Source organism: Paenibacillus humicola, assembly GCF_028826105.1.
In the GTDB taxonomy this organism is placed as follows: domain Bacteria; phylum Bacillota; class Bacilli; order Paenibacillales; family Paenibacillaceae; genus Paenibacillus_Z; species Paenibacillus_Z humicola.
Window position 1 is genome coordinate 4,314,563 of sequence record NZ_JAQGPL010000001.1, and the last position, 19,809, is coordinate 4,334,371.

The following is a 19,809-nucleotide window of genomic DNA, read 5'->3' on the forward strand; positions in this document are numbered from 1 at the left end:
AGCTGCCTCCTTCTAATCGTCATGCCTGCCTGACATGGGTGCTGTCAAAGCCGCTCGGGTCGAACCAGTCGCCCGACGGCGCCCAGGTGGCGTCAAGCGGAATCCACACGCCTCCCTGGTCGGCCAGGCGCACTTCGTTCCACGCGTGAGGTCCGTAGGTTCCGTCGCTGATCTCGCCAAGCCCGGTCACGACCTGGACCTGAAGCCCGCTGGCACGCGCCATCACGGCATACAGCCGGGCGATATCGATGCAGACGCCTTTGCGCGTCCGAAACGTATCCTCGGGCGTCTGTTCTTTCCATTCGCCGTGCTTCTCGTAATTGTCGGCCTTGTCCCAGTCGTACGCGATGCGGGAGCCGATCCAGTCGTACAGGGCGCGGGCCTTTTCCTTGTCGGTATGGGCATTCTTCGTCACGGCGACGGCCGCCTGCGCGATATCGTTCGGGATGGCCGAGTCGATCACTTCATATTTACGCGACAGCACACGCTGGAATTCCGCCTGCACCGCCTCCGCAAGCACCGGTCCCCGCTTCAGCACATCGCCGGCTACCGGCTCGATGAGCTCGCTCGCCGTCTTGCTGTAGAAGGCCGACGCTTTGATCGAGTCGGCAAAAGGGCCGCCCGGCAGCAGCGATACATAGACAAAAAGCAGCGCGATCACGATAAACGCCCTTCCCGCGCCGAGCAGTACGCCAAGCAGCGCACCGGTCGTTCTGCTGGCCGTATGCGACAGGAACGTGCCGCGTCCGGTGCTCCGCTCGCCGCCGGCAATCAGATCGAAGAGCGCCATGACGAACGGGAGCATCCAGCCGAGCAGGATGCGCAGCAAGAAATATGAGGCGAGAAACAGCACGCCGAAGCGAAACAGCTCGAAGTCCCGGAGGCTGGTCACGATCGTGTACCAGGCTTCCTTCCAGGCGGGAAGCTGCTCATTCGGAACGGCAATATGGCGTTCCGTCAGCCAATCATGGACGAGCGGCGACAGCCAGGCGGCCGTCTTGCCGGCCAGCACGAGCGAGACGACGGCTGCAATCGCCTGCCATACAAAATAGAAAAGGCGCTTCGCGGAACCCGATGCGCCTCTCGTCATCCCTTGAATAAGCGAAACAAGCAGGACGAGCAGCACCAAGAGGGCAACCGGTTCCGGCTTCAGCAGGGCATGTACCCATGTCATGGCACTGTCTCCTTTAACCATGGATCATCTATCCGTTCCGTTTCGCCTGATCGATCAGCGTCCGGATCGTATCGTCGATTTCCCAATTGCCGAGCGAAGTTCCCCGGTAGGAAACCTTCACTTTCGTGTCTCCCGTTTTACCGGACAGCTCCAAATTGCGTGTCTTGATCGTATAGGTTCCGTCTCCGTTATCCGTATAGGCGGCGTCTTTCGCTTCTCCGGCCATCGCCGAAATCGCTTCCTGCTTGACGCTGTCCGCCACCTTGCCTCCGATATCCGTCACTTTGCTTCCGATGTCCTTCAAATCCTGCAGCGTATACCCGCTGTATGCGACGATGCCGATCACAATAACCGCGGCAATCAGCCATTTGACCACGGTGTTGACGATGCGGACAATAATAAACAGCACAATGAGGGCAACAAGCAAAAGGATCCAATTATCCTTAAAAAACGTCATCCATACGTCCGAATCGTAATTGAAATTCCAATCGCCAACGTTCATACGCCTGAAGTCTCCTCCATTATACGCCTTCGATGATTCTAATACAAAATATTATATCCCATGCCCGGCGGAGCGTAAACCGAGCTGCAACCACCTCCCATCCTTATGACGAACGAGCGGGGCGTTTGGCAGACATAACCCGGCAAATCCATGCGTACAAGTAGTAACAACGCGTTAAAGATGGCCATGCCGCCCCGCTCCGGCCCGGTCCATAAGGGAGGTCCGTCTGTGAAAACTGCAATCTGGCTTTATTTTTTCCTGTTCGTCGCCTTTTTCGACCTGCATGCCCAGTATCCGATCCTGACGCCGTTCGCGGTCTCGCTCGGTGCCGCGCCGTCGTTCATCGGGCTGATGATGGGCCTCTATTCGATTACGCATTTGCCCGGCAACGTCATTGCCGGCTACGGCGTCGACCGGTTCGGCAGCCGGCTGTTCATCGTGTTCAGCCTGGCCGCAGCAGGTGTCGTGCTTGTGTTCCAGGCAAGCGTCACCAATCCCTGGCAGCTGCTGATTCTGCGCTCCATCAGCGGCTTCGTGCTCGCCTTTCTGTCCCCGGCGTGTATGTCGCTGCTCGCGCGCATCACAAGGGACCGGATTCAGCAGGGCAAGCTGATGGCCGGCAACGGGCTCGTCCACACGGTCGCTTCCGTCGTATCGCCGGCGGCCGGAGCCTTCCTCGTGGCGCAAATCGGCTTTACGACCTCCTTTCTCATCCTCGGCTGGGTCCTTGTCGCTACCGCCGCCTGCGCGCTGTTCTTTATCCGCGACGTGCCTTTAGACGCATCGGCCGCAGCGGACGGACAGGCGGGCGCCCTGCACGGCGGAGGTCACGCTTTTCACGGCGCCGCCCCGCATCACGGAGGGCCGGAGGGGGAGCCTGCCGGCACGCCGGTCAAGGTGCCCTGGCTCGTCTATACGCTGCCGATTGCGATGAGCTGCGCGCAGGGCATTCTTTCCTTCGAGCTGCCGCTGATGGCGAAGACGCAGGAGGCGATGATGACGACCGGCCTCCTGTTCTCCGTCGTCAGCCTCGGCGCGCTGCTGACGCTCAGCATGCTGTTCCTGAACAAGCTGTCCGCCTATATGAGGTCGCTGTGGGGGGCTTTCGTCCTGGCGCTCCTGTATTTTGCGATCGCGGCCGGCGTCCCGGCGCCCTTTTACCTGCTGCTGCTCCTGCTCGGCATGGCCAAGGGCGTCATTTTCCCGGCGCTGTCCACGCTGCTGATCGAGCTGAGCGGCGGCGCGCGCTACGGCCGCACCTTCTCGATCCTGTCGATCGCCTTCTCGGTCGGCGCATTCATCGGGCCGCTGCTGGCCGGTCATCTTCGCGACTACGTCTCGCCGTATTACATCGCCTTTATCGCGCTCATGATCGCCGTTTCCCTCCTGCCTTTCCACACGATTCGAACCAAAGGCGCCGGCGCCCATTTTTCCCGGATTGGGTAATTGCACAGGGCGGTTATCCTTCCTCGACATAAAATAGGGTGTGGCAGCGGCTGGGCCGGGCTGCCGGCAAGTCCGCCCGCCCGGATGCGTAACGAAAGAGGGGTGTAACGCAATGTCTGAAGAACGTGGCTTAGGCGGATTGTGGACGTCGACCGGCACGATTCTCGTGCTGTTCATCCTGCTCGTTATCGTATTATGCGGCATGTTCTATTGAACAAATAACCGGTGCAAGGCTTGGCGGTCTGCCCTTCGCGGGGCGGGCCGTCTTTCCGTTTCGGCCGGGCCTCTGGTACAATAGTCGCCGGGAGGTAGGTTGCTTATGGACATTGCGATCATCGTGGAAGGAAAAAACGACCGGAGCCGGCTGAGGCGCGTGCTGACCGGCGACGTGCCGATCTTCTGTACATACGGGACGCCCGGCACCGAGCAGCTCGAGAAGCTGCGCAAACAGGTGGGGGATTTGCAGCCGTTTATTTTTACCGATAACGACTCGTCGGGCAAGCGCATTCGGGGGATTCTCCGCGACGCGTTCCCGGATGCCGAGCATATCCATACGAGGCGCGGCTATCCCGGCGTCGAGAAAACGCCGGAGGAATATTTGATCGAGCAATTGGAAAAAGCGGGGCTGGAGGCCTACATCGTGTACCCTCCCGCAAACCCCGCTCCCTGGAGCAAAGATGATCAGTGATAATCCGCTGCGCCATATCGTCCGCACAGACTGACAGGACGAGGACAGGCCGTCAGAGCAGCGCGTCGACGATATCGACAATTTTATCCGCGCTCGACTCCGGGTCGTTCGCACCGACAATCGCTTTGCGCACGTTGCCTTTGCGGTCGATAAAAGTAATGGCGTCGGCATGCGTATAGTAACCGTTCTGGTCCTTAACGAGCCCGAGTCCGAAGCCATCCATCACTTTCTTGACATCTTCGTCGCTGTTGCTGCGCAAAAATTTCCACCCGCTGGAATCAACATCGAAGTTGCCGGCAAATTTTCGGATAACGTCGTTCGTTTCGGCCGGATTGAAGTCAATCGACATAAACTCGACGTCCTTTCCGAAGACGCCCTTCTTCTTCAGCTCGTCCTGCGCCTTCGACATCAGGAACGTCGTCGGCGGGCAGACGTCCGGGCAGTTGGCGTAAAAGAAATAAAGCACGCGCACCTTCCCGTTCGTATCTGCCAACGAAACTTCGTTGCCGTCCAAATCCTTCATGGCAAACTCCGGCGCCTTGTAATTCTGGTTCAGATTGACCGTGGTTCCTTTATGAGCCGAAACATACAGATAAATGGCCATTGCGCCGCATAATGCGAGCACCGCGATTTTAAACGCATGCTTTTTTGCGAACGTCACCGTTCTCCTCCCCCTTATTCGAATGTACGGCAGAACCTGCCTTCAGCGTCGGTCTCCGCCCGTTTCCCGCTTAAACGGACCAAGTCGTATCCGCGATCATAACCAGGAATACGACCATCAAATAATTGACCGAAATAATAAAATTGATTTTAGCCCATTTTGTATCGTCCGACGTCCGCAGTCCAACCAGCGTTTGGACAAGCCACAGCACTCCGCCGAGTATCGAAATGCCGAGGAAGAAATAGCCGACGTAGCCGTACAGGTACATCAGAATGCCGGTTGGAATGAGCAGCAGCGTATACGGAATCATCTGCAGCTTCGTGCGGCGAATGCCCTTCACGACAGGCAGCAGCGGATAGCCCGCGGCGCGGTATTCCTCGACCCGGCGGATGGCAAGCGACCAGAAATGCGCCGGCTGCCACAGGAACAAGAGCGCGAACAGCATCCAGGCTCCTGCATCGACGTGCCCGGTCACGGCACAGTACCCGATAACCGGAGGCATGGCGCCGGATACGCCGCCGATCGACGTGCTCCAGGTCGAGGTGCGCTTCAGCCACATCGTATACACGACGACGTAAACGAAATACCCGAGCAGACCGAGCCAGCCCGTCAGCGGGTTGACCAGAACGAACAGCACCGCAAGCCCGACAACGCCGAGTATGATGCCGTAAACGAGCACCGGACCCGGGCGCAGACGGTTCATCGGCAGCGCGCGGCCGCGGGTGCGCTCCATTTTTTTGTCCAGCTCGCGGTCCCAGTAATTATTGATGACGCAAGCCGAAGCCATCGTCAGGGCAGAGCCGATCAGCATGAACAGCAGCAGCCACCAATTTATATGCCATTTGGAAGCGACCCAAAAGCCTCCGAACGCGGCGATCGCGTTCAGTCGGATAATGCTCGGTTTTGTTAGGGCCACATAATCTTTTAACACAGCCAGCTTCCCCGCTTCCGATCCGCGTGAGGGCACGAAAGGCCCATCATTTGTATAGTAAAATCGTTCTTAATGATACCGAAAAAACAGGCGGTTGACAATCTTCGCGCCCGTTGTTCATGATTTTGACACCGCTTGTTGACGGTTTGAAGAACGTTTTTTTGGGCTGGGCAAGTTACCATTTCCGAGGCCGCTCAATATGATGTCATTGTGGTCTTTAGCCCAGCCCGTGCGAAAGGAAGTGACGAACGTTTCGATATGGCAGTCGTAAAAGCAAATTCGTCGGACCTGAAGCTGCTGGCCCGGCTACTCCGCGCCGAAGCGGAAGGCGAGGGCAACCTCGGCATGCTGATGGTCGGCAACGTCGGCGTCAACCGGATCATCGGAAACTGTCTCGATTTCCGGAACATCCGGACCGTCCCGCAGATGGTTTATCAGAGCCCCGGGGGCTTCGAGGCGACGCAAAAAGGGTACTTCTACCAGAGAGCGCGCGAAAGCGAAATCCAGCTGGCCAGACGCGTCGTGAACGGAGAGCGGCAGAACCCGGCAACAAACGCCCTGTGGTATTTCCGTCCGGCATCCGGGGGTTGTCCGGCGCAGTGGTACAACCAGCGCAACGTCGGGCGTTATAAAGCCCACTGCTTCTTCGCCCCGGCAAGCGGGGAATGTCCGAGAGTGTACTGAGATCAAGAAAGCGAGGAATGAGGCAACATGGCAAACGGTTACGGCTTCAATACGGCGGTCAGTCCGGCAAGAACAGGCGGAGCCGGCTACGGAGGAGGCATGAATCCGGCTTATCCGCAGGCCGGAGCATCGGCCTTTCCGGCGCAAATGCCGATGACGGCGGGCGCTTCGGCGTTCCCGATGATGCAAATGCCGATGACGGCGGGCGCGGGGGCCGTTCCGGCGGTGCCGAGCGGATCGCTCGTGACGCCGGCCGGCGGCAATATCATGGCGGTTCCGATTGTGGAGGAATCGTACGTCGAAAACATTTTGCGCCTCAACCGCGGCAAAATGGCTACCTTTTATATGACCTACGAAAACAACCGCGAATGGAACGCCAAAATTTTCCGCGGCATCGTCGAAGCGGCCGGACGCGACCATATTATTATCAGCGATCCGTCGACCGGCATGCGCTTCCTGCTGCTGACGCTGAACCTGGACTACGTCACTTTTGATGGGCCGATCAACTATCAGTATCCGTTCCAGGGCGCAACGATTACGAACACGACGCCGATCACGTCCACAGGAGGCGCAGCGGGCTCCGCGGCGCCGTCGTTAGGCCGATAAAAGCGGCTCCCGCCGTCAGGCGGGCGCCACCGGACGAAACGTCCACGCATGGATTTTGGGAGCTCCCCCCTGCACCCAGGCCGCCATGCGCGACCATTCGGAACGCTCGCGGAGGCGTTCTTTTTTTATGCGCTCCGCCGCCTCCACGCTTTCCGCCTTCCAGACTTCGACAAAAAGAAACGGCTGATCGGTCCCCTCGTACAGCTCGAATCCGCCCGGCGCAGCCTGCTTTTCCCCGATCCAATGACGGTACTCCGCTTCGAAATCCGGGTCGATCCTGTATTCGACAAAACAGATCGGCATGATTTTCGCCCTCCCGTTATAAACGCCCGCGATTCAGAAAATACTGAAACGTATATATAAAAGTATACCACTATAGAGGGGAGTGATTCATCTTCATGGACAGCGGAACGCATTTGGTCATGGGACTCGGTCTGGCCGGTCTCGCTTCCATCGATCCGGTCGTGGCCTCCGACCAAACCGTTTATGCCGCCATCCTGATCGGTACGGTGATCGGATCGGAAGCGCCGGATTTCGACGGCATTCTACGCATCAAGAGCAACGCCGTCTATATCCGCAATCACCGGGGGGCTTCCCATTCCGTGCCCGCTATCGCGATTTGGACGGTTTTGATTACGCTGCTCATCCAGGCCCTCTTCGGCTTTCGCATCCCTTGGCTTCATCTCGGCGGCTGGGTGCTGCTGGCCGTCTCCGTCCATGTGTTCACCGATTTGTTCAACACGTACGGCACGCAGGCGGCAAGACCGTTTACGGAAAAATGGATCTCCTGGAACATCATCCATATTTTCGATCCGTTTATTTTCGGGGCCCATGTGCTGGCGATTCTGCTGTGGGCGCTGCGGCTTGCCGATCCGAGAACGGTTTTCCCGATCCTGTACGCCGTCTTGATCGTGTATTATATTTGGCGGACCGCTGCGCATCGATCGCTGCGAAGACGGCTGCCGGTTCTCGACGCCGATTACCGCAAAGGCGAGAGCTACATCCTCATCCCGACCGTCTCGCTCTACGACTGGAACGTCGTCAAATCGCAGCCGGACGGAACGTTCCTGATCGGCGATTACCGGCGGGGCAAGCTGCGCTGGGTCGACCGCGTCCGATGCTCCGACCACCCGGCCGTGGAGAAATCGCGCAGCGACGCGTCGATCCGCGCCTTCCTGTATTTCACCTCGTTCGCTTGTGCCGAAGTGCGCGAGCATACGTGGGGCTACGAGGTGCGCTGGTCGGATGTGCGTTACCGGCACCGCAAGCAGTATCCGTTCGTCGGCGTGCTGCTGATGGATAAGGATTATTTGACGCTCGGCTCCTATGTCGGCTGGCTGAGCGACGACCGGCTGCAGAAGCGTCTGCGCATGAATACGTATTGACTATAGGCCGCCCCTTCTTGCACAATAGAAGGGGTTTTTGCTGCGTCCGGCAATAGGAAAAAGCTCAAGGTTGCCCTTGAGCCAGTTTAATACCATTTGCCTATACGGCAGCTTCGGCTTAACGGAATTGCGAACCGGACAGCTGCTGCTCGGCGATTTGAACCAGTTTACGGGTGATGTAGCCCCCGAGGGAACCGGCGTCGCGAGTGGCCATGTTGCCATAGTAGCCGTCTTGCGGAATTTGAATGCCAAGCTCTTGAGCCACTTCGTATTTCATTTGGTTAAGAGCTGCGCTTGCTTGAGGTACGACCAGCTGATTGCTGCTGCGAGATTGTCCTGCCATTGGAAATTCTCCTTTCATCCTCTTCACGTTGTGTGTTGCAAGCTTGCAAACTTATTATGGTTCGCCCGCGAAAAGAATATGCTTACGGTTGCAATGATTTTTTAAACATTTTCGCTAAAGCAGAAAAGGAGAATTCCTGTGTCCAAATCGATGTCGCTTTTGTTTGCCGTCGTCTCCGTCCTGCTGATGTCCGCCACCGCGGTATCGATCAGCTACAGCGGCTGGCTCGCCGTGCTGTTCTTCGTGCTGACGCTGGTCAGCATCGCTTCCGGATTCGTCTATAAAGCGAAAATGAACCGCCGCGGATAACGGAACGAATTCCGTTATCCGCGGCGGTTCAGCGCCTCCGGTTTTCGCCTTAGGCTGCTCCGCGAACGGCTCTCCTGCTTGCCGCATCGTCCCGGTCAGTGCGGCTGCTTCGTTTTCAGCCGCCCTTGGCTGCTCCTCGAACGGCTCTCCTGCTTACCGCATCATCCCGGTCAGCGCGGCGCGAGGAAGCCCATCCGCTCCTTCACGTCCGCCAAGGTTTGATTGGCAATGGCGGATACGCGCTCCGCGCCGCGCTTTAAAATATCGCCGATCTCCCCGGAGCTGCGAATCTCGCGATACCGCGCCTGCAGCGGCTCCAGCGCCGCCACCACATGCTCCGCCAAATCCTTCTTGAACGCGCCGTAGCCCTGGCCTTCGTAACGGCCTGCGATCTCCTCCAGCGTGACGCCCGCGCAGTGGGCGTAAATGCTCATCAGGTTGCTGATTTCCGGCTTCCCGGCCGGATCGAATGCAACCTCCCGCCCGGAATCCGTCGTCGCCCGGCTGATCTTTTTGCGGATCATGTCCGGCGGATCAAGCAGCGCGATGAAGCTGGCCGGATTCGGATTGCTTTTGCTCATTTTCTTCGCAGCGTCGTCGAGCGACATGATGCGCGCGCCGATTTTCGGAATGTACGGCTCCGGTATCGTGAAATAGTCGCCGAAGCGCGTGTTGAAGCGCTGCGCCAAGTCGCGGGTCAGCTCCAGGTGCTGCTTCTGGTCGTCCCCGACCGGCACGAGGTCCGCGTTATAGACGAGAATGTCCGCCGCCATCAAGGCCGGGTAGACGAACAGACCGGCGCCGACCGATTCTTTGCCCGCGGCTTTGTCCTTGAACTGCGTCATTCGCTCCAGCTCGCCCATATAGGTCAGCGTCGTCATCAGCCAACCGAGCTCCGCATGCGCGGGAACATGCGACTGCGCAAACACGCTCGCTTTTGCCGGATCGATGCCGGCGGCGATAAAGAGCGCCGCGACCGCCTCGGTCTGCTCGCGCAGAGCCGCCGGCTCCTGAGGCACGGTCACCGCATGCAGGTCGACCACCATAAAGAAGCATTCGTGCGTTTCCTGCAGCTTGACGAAATTTTGAATCGCTCCGATGTAATTGCCGAGGGTCAGCTGACCGCTTGGCTGAATGCCCGAAAGAACGCGTTTCGGCATAGGGATTCCTCCTTCATATACTCTGATGTCCGAACGGACGCAAAAAAGGCCCTTCGTCTGCTAGGGACGAAGGACCGTGGTGCCACCCTGATTCGCCTGTCCGGCGCAATACGGGAGATTGCGAAGCGCCATAAACAAGCCTTTGGCTCCTTAACGCGGATGCGATACGGGGATGCATACCGGCAGGCTTAAGCCCGCGTTCCTCATCCCGGCTCCGGGATCCATTCGGCCGCCGGCGTCCGCACCGGTTTGCACCACCCACCGGCTCTCTGAAAGCGTACGCCTTGCGCTTACTTGTTCCCATCATTGCATTTAGGATGATTATACTCGTCCGCGGGGGAATGATCAAGAGAGTGTGAGTCCCCCCTAAATCCCCCTGAGGGGGACCCCAAGGGCCCCGGCCCTCTGGACACCCGGAACAGCAGAACGTTGGAGGTCCAGAGGCGCTCGCGAGTCGGCGTTTGCGATTGCACTCGTTTTCGTCCCTTGCGGGACACACTTTTCCTCTTGAAGCGCTCGTGCTGCCTGGTCTTTTTGCCTCTGCGCGGCCTTTAAAGAACGTTGGAGATCCAGAGGCGCTCGCGAGACGGCGTTTGCGGTTGTACTCGTTTTCGTCCCTTGCGGGATGGGACACACTTTTCCTTTCGGTGCGCTCGTGCTGCCAGGTTTTTTTTGGCCTCTGCGCGGCCTTTCAATAACGTCGGAGGTCCAGAGGCGCTCGCAAGCTGGCGTTTACGGTTGCACTCGTTTTCGTCCCTTGCGGGACACACTTCCCTCTCGGCGCTCTTGGGCTGCCTGGTCTTTTTGGCCTCTGCGCGGCCATGGAGTCAAAAAAGCCCCGCTTGCGCGGGGCGGAAAACTACTCGATCTGCTGGAGATAGGCGACGAGGTCGTTGATTTCCTGGTCGCTGAGGCCGCTGGTACGGCCGTGTTTGTCGCCGGCGCGCTCGATCACGTCCTTCAGCGTCGGCGCGCTGCCGTCGTGCAAATACGGGGCCGTCGCGTATACGCCGCGAAGCGTCGGCGTGTCGTATTCGCCCCGCTTGCGCGTGTTCTTGAAGCCGTCGCGCGCGTCGCCGGCGTAATCGGTATCTGTTTTGCTGACGGTACCGACGTCGTGCAGGAAATCGGTATTGGCCGTCGTCAGCTTGTCGTCCGGTCCGACCGCCTTGACGCTGTCGGTAAGAACGTCCGTCGCATGGCACGTAATGCACTGCGCTTTCCCCTCGAAAAGCTCCTTGCCGCGCTCCGCTTCCGGCGTCAGTTGATCATCCGCCGTCCGGTACGGGCTCTGCGGCACCGGATAGGCGTCCGGCATGCGCAGGTATGCTTCCAGGGCGTCGAACATCTTCTGCTTATCCGCCGGAATCGGCCTGGCCGGATCGACATCCATCATACCGCCCATTTCGCCTTGGATCGTATGAATATAATCGTCGAAATCGTCGCGGCTGCCGTCCCACATGAACAGCCCGGTCTCAAACGCGAGCACGTTGCTCGGCACGTTCCGCGGTCCTTTGCCCGTCGTCAGCGTCAGCCCGTCGGTTCTGCCGTCGGAATGGCAGGAAGCGCAGCTCATCCAGAACGAGCCGGTAATCGGGTAATCGTCCGTATTGGCGCTGTAAAAGATCGTTTTGCCGAGCCGCTCCTCCGGCGTCAGCCGGTCCCGTGCGATCAGCTTCACCGGCGCGCCGTCCACGCGCGGCTGCCCGCCCTCTTCGCCCGAAGGGAGCGTCACCACGCTCATGTCGTGCGAATTTTCATTATGGATGTACAAGTTTTTGCCGTCCGGCGACATCGCCATCGCCACCGGATAATCCCCGGGCAAATGACGGATGATTTGGCTGGCCCTGCCGCCGCGCGATAAGTCGAACACGAGCAGATCCTCGCTGCCGCTCAAGAGCGCGTACGCCTTTGTGCCGTCTTTGGAGAAAAGAACGTCCGACGGATTCGATACGATCGTCGATTTGCCGAACTTGTCCTTGACGTCGATCGCTTTGAACAGCTCCTTGCGCGCTTTCGCGTCCTCTTTGTCCGTCGTTAAATCGAGCACCGAAAACGCGGGAAAAATAACTTCCTCAAACTGGATCGTCGTATCGACGTTCGTGAGCAGATGCGGCTCCCAGGCCGTTTTGCCGTCCGGGGCAATGCGGATCTGCTCGATCGTGTTCGGAATGCCCTGGCTTTTTTTGCGGTCCTTCTGGTCGGGAGAAGGCGCAAGCTTCACGTCGCTCTTCCGCTTCATCGATTGCGTATCGTACACGAGCGTATCGGCGCTCAAATAATCCGAGACGTACAGCGTCCCGCCGTCGGCGGACAGCGCAAGCGCCCTCGGCTTGTCGCCGGCGGGCAGCTGCTTCAAAATCGTCCGTTTGACGGCGTCCACGACGGACACGGTACCCGATCGGTAATTGGTGACATACAGCGTTTTGCCGTCCGGGCTGCGGACGATGCCGATCGGCTCGATGCCGGTTTTCGCCGTGCCGAGTACCTTGCCCGAGCGGACGTCGATCCATTCGACGCTGTTCGCGTATCTGCACGTGACATAGAGCGTTCCGCCGTCCGGCGAGACCGTCAGCTGCCGCGGTTCCCGGCCGACCTGAATCTCTTTCACGACCTTGCGGCTGCCGGCATCGACGACGGTCACCGTATTGGCATCCCCGTTCGCCACGAAAATCGTATCCCCGTCCGGGCTGACGGTAATGCTGCTGCCCGACTGCGGACCCGCAGGCTCCTTTTCCGCCGAAGGCATGCAGGCGGCGGCAAGGAACGCCAAGACGGCGAGCGCTCCCGCGCCCGCCGCCAGCCTCCAGCCAAGCGGTCCGTTAATTCGTAATGTCAACCGGAAGAAGCACCGGGGCAATGCCATTCTCACCATGTCCCTTCTGAACCTGCGGCACCGTGTCGCCGTCCGTATTGCCGGAATCGTCGCCTTCTTTATAGACGTCTCCGGTATCCCAGAATTCGCTCGCCTGCATGCCTTCGTCAAGCGCCGGCCCGTTCACGACCTGCCGGAAAAACGTCACGTACCGGTCTTGAATGGCGCTTTGGTCCAGCGATTTCGGCGAATCCGGCTCGGAGCCGGTATTTTTCAGGTTCTCGAGCGCCAGCCGCAGCACGGCGGAGACGCCGCCGACGGTAAACGGATCGTAGGATGCCGAATCGCCGTTTGTTTTGTATGCCTTCAATTTGTCGTCCCACAGCTTGTCATCCATCGCCGCGTACAGCTTCCTTGCCGCGTCGCGGTAAGCCTCGTTCTCCGTGGCGAGGAAAGCGGAGGTCAGGCCGCGAATCGCCCCGAGCTGCGCGAGCAGCGTCGTCTCCTGCGAGGCTTCGCCCTTCGCCGCATCGTAGCCGGCCACCGCCAGCCCGTCCTTGCCGATCAGCGATTTCAGGATAAAGTCCGCCTGCTTCACGATCATGTCCTTCGCCTGCTTGCCTTCCTTCGTGCCGAGCCCTTCCGCAGCTTCGCCGTTGGCGTAGCCGACCGGAAGCCCGTCGATCGCCCGCTCGAACATCCGCAGCGCTTCGATCGTATAGCCGGCCTGGAACGTATCGACCGCCGTCCCCTGCTTCGCCCCGTCGTACTCGGTGACAAAAGCGCCGAGCTTGTCGTTCCAGTGATGCGTCTTGACGTTGTCGAACACGGCCAGCAGCACCTGGCGGGCGGCCGTATAAGGATCGTCCGATTTCACGTCGTTGGACGGATCGGCGTCCGTATTGACCGCCGGAGCCGCCGGGAAAGGATCGCCGTCGAATACGCGCCCGAACGCCGGATTGCGGTTCGGGTTCGCCTTGCGCTGGTCGGTCATGCCGTAAAATTCCGATGCCGGCCACAGCGTCAGCCATTGGTCCTGCAGCATGCTTTTGCCGTCTGAAACCGTCATGCTTTGCGCATTCGGATAATCGCCGTCTCCGTTCTCCGTCACATCGACCGCATGCGGCAAATAAGCGCCGGTGCCGATAGCCGGCAGTGCGCCGAGCGTTTTGGAGGCCGGGTAGTAAAACAGGTGATCGCGCATAAACAGCAGCTTGTTCCATACTTCCTCGGTCAAAATCATGCCCTGCATGCCGTCCACCGAGCTTACGCCGAGCTTGAGTCCTTGATCGGCCTCCGGACCTTCCGCCGCCGTCGATGCGTCCACTTCTTCGTCGGATTCGGCATTGTGCAGATTGCCCAGAAAATCGCCCGCCCAAAGCGCCTGCTTCAGCATGGTGCCGCCGTATGCGGCCGGAATGAGCTGCTTCTTCATTTTGCCGCGATCCCATCGGAGCGAGCTGAAATCGACCTGGTATTTCGGAATGTAGCTCCCGTTGTCTCCATCCGCATATTTGGACGTGTCCACCTTCTGCGGGTACTGCGGATCGCCCGAAGCGTATTCGATGAACGTCGGAAACATGTTCTGCTGGATTTGGTCGGCCGGCTGGCCGACGCTTTCCGCCATTTTAACGAACCGCGACGCCAGCACCTCATTCGCCGGCTTGCCCGACTTCCGCGCTTCGGCGGCAATTGCAGGACCGTTCGCCAGATGGAGGCCGAGCCCCGATTTCTCCACCACCTCGTACATCGCTTCCTCCGAATATTCGTAGGACTCGATGCCCGCCGCGTAATCGAACGCCGTCGGCGAATCGATTTTGCCCGCATCCAGTACGTCCAGATCGAGACCGAGCGACTCGGCGAGCGGCTCGCCAGACAGCTCGAACTCGGCATAAGCGAACATATTGCCCGCCGTATCGAAATTGTAATCCTTTACCTTGACATGCACGCCGTCACTGCAGCCGGTCACGGCAACCGAGCACGCAAGCAGCGCCGAAGCGGCCGCGGCTCCTTTGGCCCGTTTGGCTTTCCCCCACAACATGGTACGACTCTCCCCGTTTCTGATCGTTGTAAGTACTAATAATGAGAATCATTATCACAAGATGCATTTTACCTGTTTTCACTTTGCTTGGCAACGATTATTTTACGAGCTGTGGTTGAAACGTTTTAGGGGATCGTCCGAAAATGTCATCGGGGTTGTCCTGTGCCGGGTGCGAGCCGCATAAGCATGTATAAAGAAGTTTCGGTCAAAGGAGAATCGCGCCTTGAAAACGATGTACCGGTTCGGAACGCCGCTCGCCGCCGCCGTCAGCTTCGCCCTGATTCTGCTCCTTTTGAACCGGAACGGCATTCTGGAGCTCCTCTATAACAGCCCTGCCCTGCACAGGTTCAAGCTGCTGTTCATCGGCGTCATTTTGGAGGCCTTTCCGTTCGTGCTGCTCGGGGTGTTCTTCTCGGCGCTGCTGCAGGTGTTCGTCTCCGACCGCACCGTTGCGCGGCTGACCCCGAAAAGCCCGCTCGTCGGCGTATTGTTCGGCTGCCTGCTCGGACTGCTGCTGCCGATCTGCGAATGCGGCATGATCCCGCTCGTCCGCAGGCTGATCCGCAAAGGAATGCCCGCTTATATCGGGATCGTCTATATTTTCGCCGGACCGATTATTAATCCCGTCGTCTTCACGTCGACGTATGCCGCTTTTCCGGCCGATCCGTCCGTCGCCTACGCCCGCATGGGGCTCGCGTTCGTCGTCTGCGCCCTGCTCGGGCTGCTGCTGTACCGCTATTCGAAGGGAAATCCGCTGAAATCGGCGGATGCCGCCGCTCCGCACAGCCATGCATCGGCCGGGCAGGACAGCGCCGGTTTTCACGAGCATACGCACGTCCATTCGAAAGGCGGTCCGCTCGCGCACAGCCATTTGCATCAGCACGCGCATTCTCACCCGCACACACACGGCCATTCGCACAGCCATGACCACGATTACAGCGGCTACGGCTGGCGCGCGCGGATCGGCGCGACGCTTGCCCACGCATCGGACGAATTTTTCGACATCGGGAAATATTTGATCGTCGGCTCGCTGATTGCGGCGGTCATGCAGACGGTGCTGAATCAGCAGGTGCTGGCGGAGCTGAGCGGCCGTCCGGTCGTGTCAAGCGCTTTTATGATGGTGCTTGCTTTCGCGCTGTCGCTGTGCTCCACCTCGGACGCCTTCGTCGCGTCTTCCTTCAGCGGTATTTTCGGGCCGGGCGCGCTGCTTGCCTTCCTTGTATTCGGACCGATGGTCGATTTCAAAAGCACGCTTATGCTGCTCTCGACATTCAAGGGGAAATGGGTCGGCGCCATTATCGCATTTCTGTTCGTCGCCGTATTGGCCGGCTCAATCGCCTTCGAATCGCTGGGGCTGCTTTCGCAATAGCTGCGCGAATGAAAAATCGTTACGGCCGCGTGTGACTCGTCGCTGTCCTGCGCCATCGCAATACGCACCAGGAAGCCGAGTAGCGCTTCCCGGCCCGGAAAGGGGAACCGTGAATTAATGCCGATCGAACAAAAGCGTTTGCTGCGCCACCACCTGCTGAGGGCGGCGATTATGGCCGGCTTTGCCCTCTTCATCGTCCATTTGGCGCGAACGGAAGCGCTGGCGCTGTACGTCGAGGCCGGCATGGCCGTATGCGTCAAGCTGTCCGCTGCGGGCTTATGCGTGACCAGCGCGTATCAGCTCGCCGCCGCTCTGCGCGTGCTTGCCGGACGACTCCCGTACGACTGCGAATGCGACCATGGACCATCCGGCTCCTTGCTCAAAGACACCCTGATTTACGCCTTGTTCCTGCTGCCGCTCGCGCTTGCTTTTCTTTTGCCCGATTAAACGTCCGGACCGAGGGGTTGCAGTTGGATAATTTTACATTTTATTTTGTTTATCCAATTTGTATAAAAGGTTCCAATCCAACCATACTAAGGTTACAACATCAAGGAGGTGACATCTATGGCCGGACAATCCCGCAGCAGCAATCAGCTGGTCGTACCTCAAGCAAGCGCAGCGCTCGACCAAATGAAATTCGAAGTCGCACAAGAGCTGGGCATTCAAATTCCGCAAGACGGTTACTATGGTTACATGGCTACCCGCGACACTGGCGCACTCGGTGGTTACATCACCCGCAAGCTCGTGCAAATCGCTGAGCAGCAAATCGCTGGCGCAGGCAGCTTCAACCGCTAATTCGCATCCAACCAAAAAAATGCTGCTCTGCACGAGGCGGGGCAGCATTTTTTATGTACGGACAGCCGGAGATCAGAGATATTCGCTCAGCGACTTCTGGGCGAATTTCGGCTGATAACGGAACATGCCGTTGGCGAAGTTGTAATTCGATTCGAATTGAATGCTCGCGGACCAGGCGCCCGTGCTGGAACGAACGGAAAAATCGTACGAAATTTCGCCGTGCGTCCAGTTTCGTTTCAGCTTCATGGATTCGATCGCCATTTTGCGGAAATCCTGCACCTGCTCCGCTGTCATGCCTTTGTCGGATTGCCCGATTTGACCGTTGCGGCTTTCGATGGGATTGTGGCGGATGCCGTATTTCCCGACGACGTTGTTTCGGATTTGAATGATGACGGTGCCGGCGACGGCATGAAGGAGCTCCTCTTCCAACTGTTTAAACACATATTCGATTTGTCGAACTAATGGTATTGCCTCCAAACTCAACCACACCCTTCTGTCTATTTATATGGATGATATCAATGACTTTAGACCCATTATATGACATCAACCTAGTTCTTTAAACATATATTTTACAGATTGTCTACATCGAAAATTGAACCAAAGGACTCATTCCACTATGTTTCCCTCGTTTGGCCGGAATCGCAGCCGGCAGGCAGGACTCCGTAACGGAACCTGCCTTTTTGCTATGCCGGTAACATTGCTGTGACTGTCTTACATCCATGTGCGTACTTACATGCGGCAGCAAATAGCTTTATAATTTTAACCATGCGAATGAAACAAGCCGCGACTCAAACAAACGCCCGAGGAGGAAATGATAATGACCAAAGCAACGATGAAGGCCGTGGGGTTAACCCGCTATTTGCCGATCGGCGAACCGGAAAGCCTGTTCGATTTCGAAGCGGAGAAGCCGGTGCCGGCCGGCCGCGACCTGCTTGTTAAGGTGATGGCCGTATCGGTTAACCCGGTCGATACGAAGGTGCGCGCGCCGAAGGAGCAGGTCGAGCCCTCTCCGCGCATTCTCGGCTGGGACGTCGCCGGCATCGTGGAACAAGCCGGTGAAGGCGTCACGCTGTTCAAGCCCGGCGACGAGGTGTATTATGCCGGCAGCATTACGCGCCCCGGCGGCAACAGCGAGTATCATCTTGTCGACGAGCGGATTGTAGGCCGCAAGCCGGAGACGCTCGATTTTGCCGCCGCCGCCGCGCTGCCCCTGACCGCCATTACCGCCTGGGAAGCGCTTTTCGACCGGTTTCGCATCAGCGGCAGCGCGGCGGACAACCGCGGCCGGACGATCCTGCTTATCGGCGCGGCCGGCGGCGTCGGCTCGATTGCCGTTCAGCTCGCCGCAAGTGCCGGACTTACCGTCATCGGCACCGCGTCCCGCCCCGAATCCGGCGAGTGGGCGAAGAAGCACGGTGCGGCGCATATCATCAGCCACTACGAACCGTTCGCGCCGCAGCTGAAGGCGCTTGGCATACCGGCGGTCGACTATGTGCTGTGCCTGAACGCCACGGAGCAGCATTGGACCGGGATCGCCGAAGTGATCGCCCCACAGGGCGCCGTTTGCTCGATTGTCGATGCCAAGGGCCCGCTCGACCTCAATCTGCTGAAAAGCAAAAGCGCCTCCTTTCACTGGGAGTTTATGTTTACACGGGCGATGTACGAAACGCCGGATATGATCGAGCAGCACGATCTGCTTTGCCGCATTGCGGACGACATCGACGGCGGGAGGCTGAGCACGACGGTCGCGGAACGGCTGTCGCCGATCAACGCCGCTCATCTCCGGCTTGCGCACGAGAAGCTCGAAAGCGGCCGGACGATCGGTAAAATCGTATTGGAAGGGTGGTCGTAACATGACCGCCGGCTTTCGCGCACTTCTGATCCGGCAAACGGAGAACGGACTGGACACCGGCATCCGGGACATGACGATGGACGATCTGCCGGAAGGCGAAGTCGCGATTCGCGTCAGCTATTCGAGCGTCAACTATAAAGATGCACTGGCCTGCTCCCCGAACGGACGCGTCGTAAAATCGTATCCGATGGTCCCCGGCATCGATCTGGCCGGCACGGTGCTGTCCTCGGCGGACGGCCGGTACCGGGAAGGCGACGAGGTGATCGTCACCGGCTACGAGCTTGGGACCGCCCATTACGGCGGCTACAGCGAAATCGCCCGCGTCCCCGCCGACTGGATCGTGCCGCTGCCGAAGGGGCTGTCGGCCAAGGAAGCAATGGCGCTCGGGACGGCGGGACTGACGGCGGCGCTGTCCATCCGCCGGCTGGAGCAGAACGGCCTGCGTCCGGGTCAGGGTCCCGTGCTTGTCACCGGCGCGACGGGAGGCGTCGGCAGCCTGGCCGTCTCGATGCTGTCCGGGCTCGGCTACGAGGTGACGGCGAGCACCGGCAAAGCCGTCGAGCGCGAATATTTGCGCTTGCTCGGCGCGCACGCGGTCATTGACCGCAGCGAGTTGGAGCCGGCGGATGCAAGGCCGCTCGGGAAGCAGCTGTGGGCCGGGGCGGTCGACTCCGTCGGCGGGCCGACGCTGGCGTACGTGCTCGGCACGACGCGGTACGGCGGCTCGGTGGCGGCCAGCGGACTGACCGGCGGCAGCACGCTTCCGGCAACGGTTTACCCGTTCATCCTGCGCGGCGTCAGCCTGCTCGGCATCGATTCGGTCTACTGCGACATGGATACGCGCCGCCAGCTGTGGCAGCGAATGGCTGCCGACCTGAAGCCGCGGCGGCTGCTTGACGGCATCGGCCGGGAAATCGCGCTGGACGAACTCGGCGGCGTGCTTAAGGCGATGCTGAGCGGCAGCCATCGCGGCCGGACGATCGTCAGGCTGTAAGGGCGCACGATAAACCGCGGCATCGCCGCATAACAATCAAAACAAGGCAGCCGA

General features: G+C 59.1%; 22 protein-coding genes. 12 read left to right on the forward strand and 10 right to left on the reverse strand.

Annotation, left to right across the window (positions count from 1 at the left end; genetic code table 11):
- Positions 1-19: 19 nt before the first annotated feature.
- Together PD282_RS19805 and PD282_RS19810 are read right to left on the reverse strand one after the other, a co-directional pair.
- Complete coding sequence (locus PD282_RS19805; RefSeq protein WP_274652490.1) at positions 20-1,174, reverse strand: transglutaminase domain-containing protein; 1,155 nt, start codon at positions 1,172-1,174, stop codon at positions 20-22.
- A gap of 28 nt (positions 1,175-1,202) precedes the next feature.
- Positions 1,203-1,676: a hypothetical protein gene (locus PD282_RS19810; protein ID WP_274652492.1), complete on the reverse strand. Its 474-nt coding sequence runs from the start codon at positions 1,674-1,676 to the stop codon at positions 1,203-1,205.
- Positions 1,677-1,904: 228 nt separating this feature from the next.
- Here PD282_RS19810 and PD282_RS19815 point away from each other — a divergent pair, with 228 nt between their 5' ends.
- The 3 genes from PD282_RS19815 (at position 1,905) to PD282_RS19825 (ending at position 3,810) form a co-directional block, all read left to right on the forward strand.
- Positions 1,905-3,122: an MFS transporter gene (locus PD282_RS19815; protein WP_274652494.1), complete on the forward strand. Its 1,218-nt coding sequence runs from the start codon at positions 1,905-1,907 to the stop codon at positions 3,120-3,122.
- Positions 3,123-3,234: 112 nt separating this feature from the next.
- Complete coding sequence (locus PD282_RS19820) at positions 3,235-3,336, forward strand: sporulation protein YjcZ (protein ID WP_274652496.1); 102 nt, start codon at positions 3,235-3,237, stop codon at positions 3,334-3,336.
- Between the two features lie 105 nt (positions 3,337-3,441).
- Complete coding sequence (locus tag PD282_RS19825) at positions 3,442-3,810, forward strand: DNA primase (protein ID WP_274652497.1); 369 nt, start codon at positions 3,442-3,444, stop codon at positions 3,808-3,810.
- A 52-nt stretch (positions 3,811-3,862) separates the two neighbouring features.
- On the opposite strand, the gene PD282_RS19830 is transcribed toward PD282_RS19825, so the two are convergent.
- Together PD282_RS19830 and cyoE are read right to left on the reverse strand one after the other, a co-directional pair.
- Complete coding sequence (locus tag PD282_RS19830) at positions 3,863-4,471, reverse strand: SCO family protein (protein WP_274652498.1); 609 nt, start codon at positions 4,469-4,471, stop codon at positions 3,863-3,865.
- A gap of 70 nt (positions 4,472-4,541) precedes the next feature.
- Complete coding sequence (gene cyoE, locus PD282_RS19835; protein ID WP_420832312.1) at positions 4,542-5,438, reverse strand: heme o synthase; 897 nt, start codon at positions 5,436-5,438, stop codon at positions 4,542-4,544.
- Positions 5,439-5,660: 222 nt separating this feature from the next.
- Here cyoE and PD282_RS19840 point away from each other — a divergent pair, with 222 nt between their 5' ends.
- Both PD282_RS19840 and gerQ read left to right on the forward strand, forming a co-directional pair.
- Complete coding sequence (locus PD282_RS19840; protein WP_274652499.1) at positions 5,661-6,086, forward strand: cell wall hydrolase; 426 nt, start codon at positions 5,661-5,663, stop codon at positions 6,084-6,086.
- A gap of 27 nt (positions 6,087-6,113) precedes the next feature.
- The gene (gerQ, locus tag PD282_RS19845; protein ID WP_338045206.1) at positions 6,114-6,692 is read left to right on the forward strand and encodes a spore coat protein GerQ; all 579 of its coding nucleotides are present in this window, start codon (positions 6,114-6,116) and stop codon (positions 6,690-6,692) included.
- 15 nt (positions 6,693-6,707) lie between these two features.
- Here the strand turns inward: gerQ and PD282_RS19850 are convergent, their stop codons facing one another.
- On the reverse strand, positions 6,708-6,995 hold the full coding sequence (locus PD282_RS19850) for a hypothetical protein (protein ID WP_274652500.1): 288 nt from the start codon (positions 6,993-6,995) through the stop codon (positions 6,708-6,710).
- A 95-nt stretch (positions 6,996-7,090) separates the two neighbouring features.
- Here PD282_RS19850 and PD282_RS19855 point away from each other — a divergent pair, with 95 nt between their 5' ends.
- Positions 7,091-8,077 (forward strand): metal-dependent hydrolase, encoded by a 987-nt coding sequence (locus tag PD282_RS19855; RefSeq protein ID WP_274652501.1) that lies wholly within the window; start codon positions 7,091-7,093, stop codon positions 8,075-8,077.
- 118 nt (positions 8,078-8,195) lie between these two features.
- Here the strand turns inward: PD282_RS19855 and PD282_RS19860 are convergent, their stop codons facing one another.
- Positions 8,196-8,420 (reverse strand): alpha/beta-type small acid-soluble spore protein, encoded by a 225-nt coding sequence (locus tag PD282_RS19860; protein ID WP_274652502.1) that lies wholly within the window; start codon positions 8,418-8,420, stop codon positions 8,196-8,198.
- 138 nt (positions 8,421-8,558) lie between these two features.
- Between PD282_RS19860 and PD282_RS19865 the strand changes: the two genes are divergently transcribed.
- Positions 8,559-8,729 (forward strand): hypothetical protein, encoded by a 171-nt coding sequence (locus tag PD282_RS19865; protein ID WP_274652504.1) that lies wholly within the window; start codon positions 8,559-8,561, stop codon positions 8,727-8,729.
- Between the two features lie 170 nt (positions 8,730-8,899).
- On the opposite strand, the gene trpS is transcribed toward PD282_RS19865, so the two are convergent.
- The 3 genes from trpS to PD282_RS19880 form a co-directional block, all read right to left on the reverse strand.
- The gene (gene trpS / locus PD282_RS19870) at positions 8,900-9,889 is read right to left on the reverse strand and encodes a tryptophan--tRNA ligase (RefSeq protein WP_274652506.1); all 990 of its coding nucleotides are present in this window, start codon (positions 9,887-9,889) and stop codon (positions 8,900-8,902) included.
- A gap of 859 nt (positions 9,890-10,748) precedes the next feature.
- Positions 10,749-12,728 carry a beta-propeller fold lactonase family protein gene (locus PD282_RS19875; RefSeq protein WP_274652507.1) on the reverse strand — a complete coding sequence of 660 codons (1,980 nt, stop codon included), beginning with the start codon at positions 12,726-12,728 and terminating at the stop codon, positions 10,749-10,751.
- Positions 12,712-14,745 (reverse strand): hypothetical protein, encoded by a 2,034-nt coding sequence (locus PD282_RS19880; RefSeq protein WP_274652509.1) that lies wholly within the window; start codon positions 14,743-14,745, stop codon positions 12,712-12,714. The genes PD282_RS19875 and PD282_RS19880 overlap by 17 nt, the downstream gene beginning before the upstream one ends.
- A 232-nt stretch (positions 14,746-14,977) precedes the next feature.
- Here PD282_RS19880 and PD282_RS19885 point away from each other — a divergent pair, with 232 nt between their 5' ends.
- From PD282_RS19885 to PD282_RS19895, 3 genes are all read left to right on the forward strand, one after another.
- Positions 14,978-16,114: a permease gene (locus tag PD282_RS19885; RefSeq protein WP_274655343.1), complete on the forward strand. Its 1,137-nt coding sequence runs from the start codon at positions 14,978-14,980 to the stop codon at positions 16,112-16,114.
- A gap of 117 nt (positions 16,115-16,231) precedes the next feature.
- Positions 16,232-16,561, forward strand: coding sequence for a DUF1980 domain-containing protein (locus PD282_RS19890; protein ID WP_274652511.1), 330 nt, complete (start codon positions 16,232-16,234; stop codon positions 16,559-16,561).
- Positions 16,562-16,678: 117 nt separating this feature from the next.
- On the forward strand, positions 16,679-16,909 hold the full coding sequence (locus tag PD282_RS19895) for an alpha/beta-type small acid-soluble spore protein (protein WP_274652513.1): 231 nt from the start codon (positions 16,679-16,681) through the stop codon (positions 16,907-16,909).
- Positions 16,910-16,981: 72 nt separating this feature from the next.
- Here PD282_RS19895 and PD282_RS19900 read toward each other — a convergent pair whose 3' ends face one another.
- Complete coding sequence (locus tag PD282_RS19900) at positions 16,982-17,392, reverse strand: O-methyltransferase (protein ID WP_274652515.1); 411 nt, start codon at positions 17,390-17,392, stop codon at positions 16,982-16,984.
- Positions 17,393-17,726: 334 nt separating this feature from the next.
- Between PD282_RS19900 and PD282_RS19905 the strand changes: the two genes are divergently transcribed.
- Together PD282_RS19905 and PD282_RS19910 are read left to right on the forward strand one after the other, a co-directional pair.
- Positions 17,727-18,761 carry a zinc-binding alcohol dehydrogenase family protein gene (locus PD282_RS19905; protein WP_274652517.1) on the forward strand — a complete coding sequence of 345 codons (1,035 nt, stop codon included), beginning with the start codon at positions 17,727-17,729 and terminating at the stop codon, positions 18,759-18,761.
- 1 nt (position 18,762) lies between these two features.
- Positions 18,763-19,755 carry an acrylyl-CoA reductase family protein gene (locus PD282_RS19910; RefSeq protein ID WP_274652519.1) on the forward strand — a complete coding sequence of 331 codons (993 nt, stop codon included), beginning with the start codon at positions 18,763-18,765 and terminating at the stop codon, positions 19,753-19,755.
- Positions 19,756-19,809 lie beyond the last annotated feature (54 nt).

Excerpts from the sequence above, each read along its gene's own strand:
- PD282_RS19805 (WP_274652490.1), bottom strand. The coding sequence starts at position 1,174 with ATGACATGGGTACATGCCCTGCTGAAGCCGGAACCGGTTGCCCTCTTG.
- PD282_RS19810 (WP_274652492.1), bottom strand. The coding sequence starts at position 1,676 with ATGAACGTTGGCGATTGGAATTTCAATTACGATTCGGACGTATGGATG.
- PD282_RS19820 (WP_274652496.1), top strand. The coding sequence starts at position 3,235 with ATGTCTGAAGAACGTGGCTTAGGCGGATTGTGGACGTCGACCGGCACG.
- PD282_RS19825 (WP_274652497.1), top strand. The coding sequence starts at position 3,442 with ATGGACATTGCGATCATCGTGGAAGGAAAAAACGACCGGAGCCGGCTG.
- PD282_RS19840 (WP_274652499.1), top strand. The coding sequence starts at position 5,661 with ATGGCAGTCGTAAAAGCAAATTCGTCGGACCTGAAGCTGCTGGCCCGG.
- gerQ (WP_338045206.1), top strand. The coding sequence starts at position 6,114 with ATGGCAAACGGTTACGGCTTCAATACGGCGGTCAGTCCGGCAAGAACA.
- PD282_RS19850 (WP_274652500.1), bottom strand. The coding sequence starts at position 6,995 with ATGCCGATCTGTTTTGTCGAATACAGGATCGACCCGGATTTCGAAGCG.
- PD282_RS19855 (WP_274652501.1), top strand. The coding sequence starts at position 7,091 with ATGGACAGCGGAACGCATTTGGTCATGGGACTCGGTCTGGCCGGTCTC.
- PD282_RS19860 (WP_274652502.1), bottom strand. The coding sequence starts at position 8,420 with ATGGCAGGACAATCTCGCAGCAGCAATCAGCTGGTCGTACCTCAAGCA.
- trpS (WP_274652506.1), bottom strand. The coding sequence starts at position 9,889 with ATGCCGAAACGCGTTCTTTCGGGCATTCAGCCAAGCGGTCAGCTGACC.
- PD282_RS19880 (WP_274652509.1), bottom strand. The coding sequence starts at position 14,745 with ATGTTGTGGGGGAAAGCCAAACGGGCCAAAGGAGCCGCGGCCGCTTCG.
- PD282_RS19885 (WP_274655343.1), top strand. The coding sequence starts at position 14,978 with ATGTACCGGTTCGGAACGCCGCTCGCCGCCGCCGTCAGCTTCGCCCTG.
- PD282_RS19890 (WP_274652511.1), top strand. The coding sequence starts at position 16,232 with ATGCCGATCGAACAAAAGCGTTTGCTGCGCCACCACCTGCTGAGGGCG.
- PD282_RS19895 (WP_274652513.1), top strand. The coding sequence starts at position 16,679 with ATGGCCGGACAATCCCGCAGCAGCAATCAGCTGGTCGTACCTCAAGCA.
- PD282_RS19905 (WP_274652517.1), top strand. The coding sequence starts at position 17,727 with ATGACCAAAGCAACGATGAAGGCCGTGGGGTTAACCCGCTATTTGCCG.
- PD282_RS19910 (WP_274652519.1), top strand. The coding sequence starts at position 18,763 with ATGACCGCCGGCTTTCGCGCACTTCTGATCCGGCAAACGGAGAACGGA.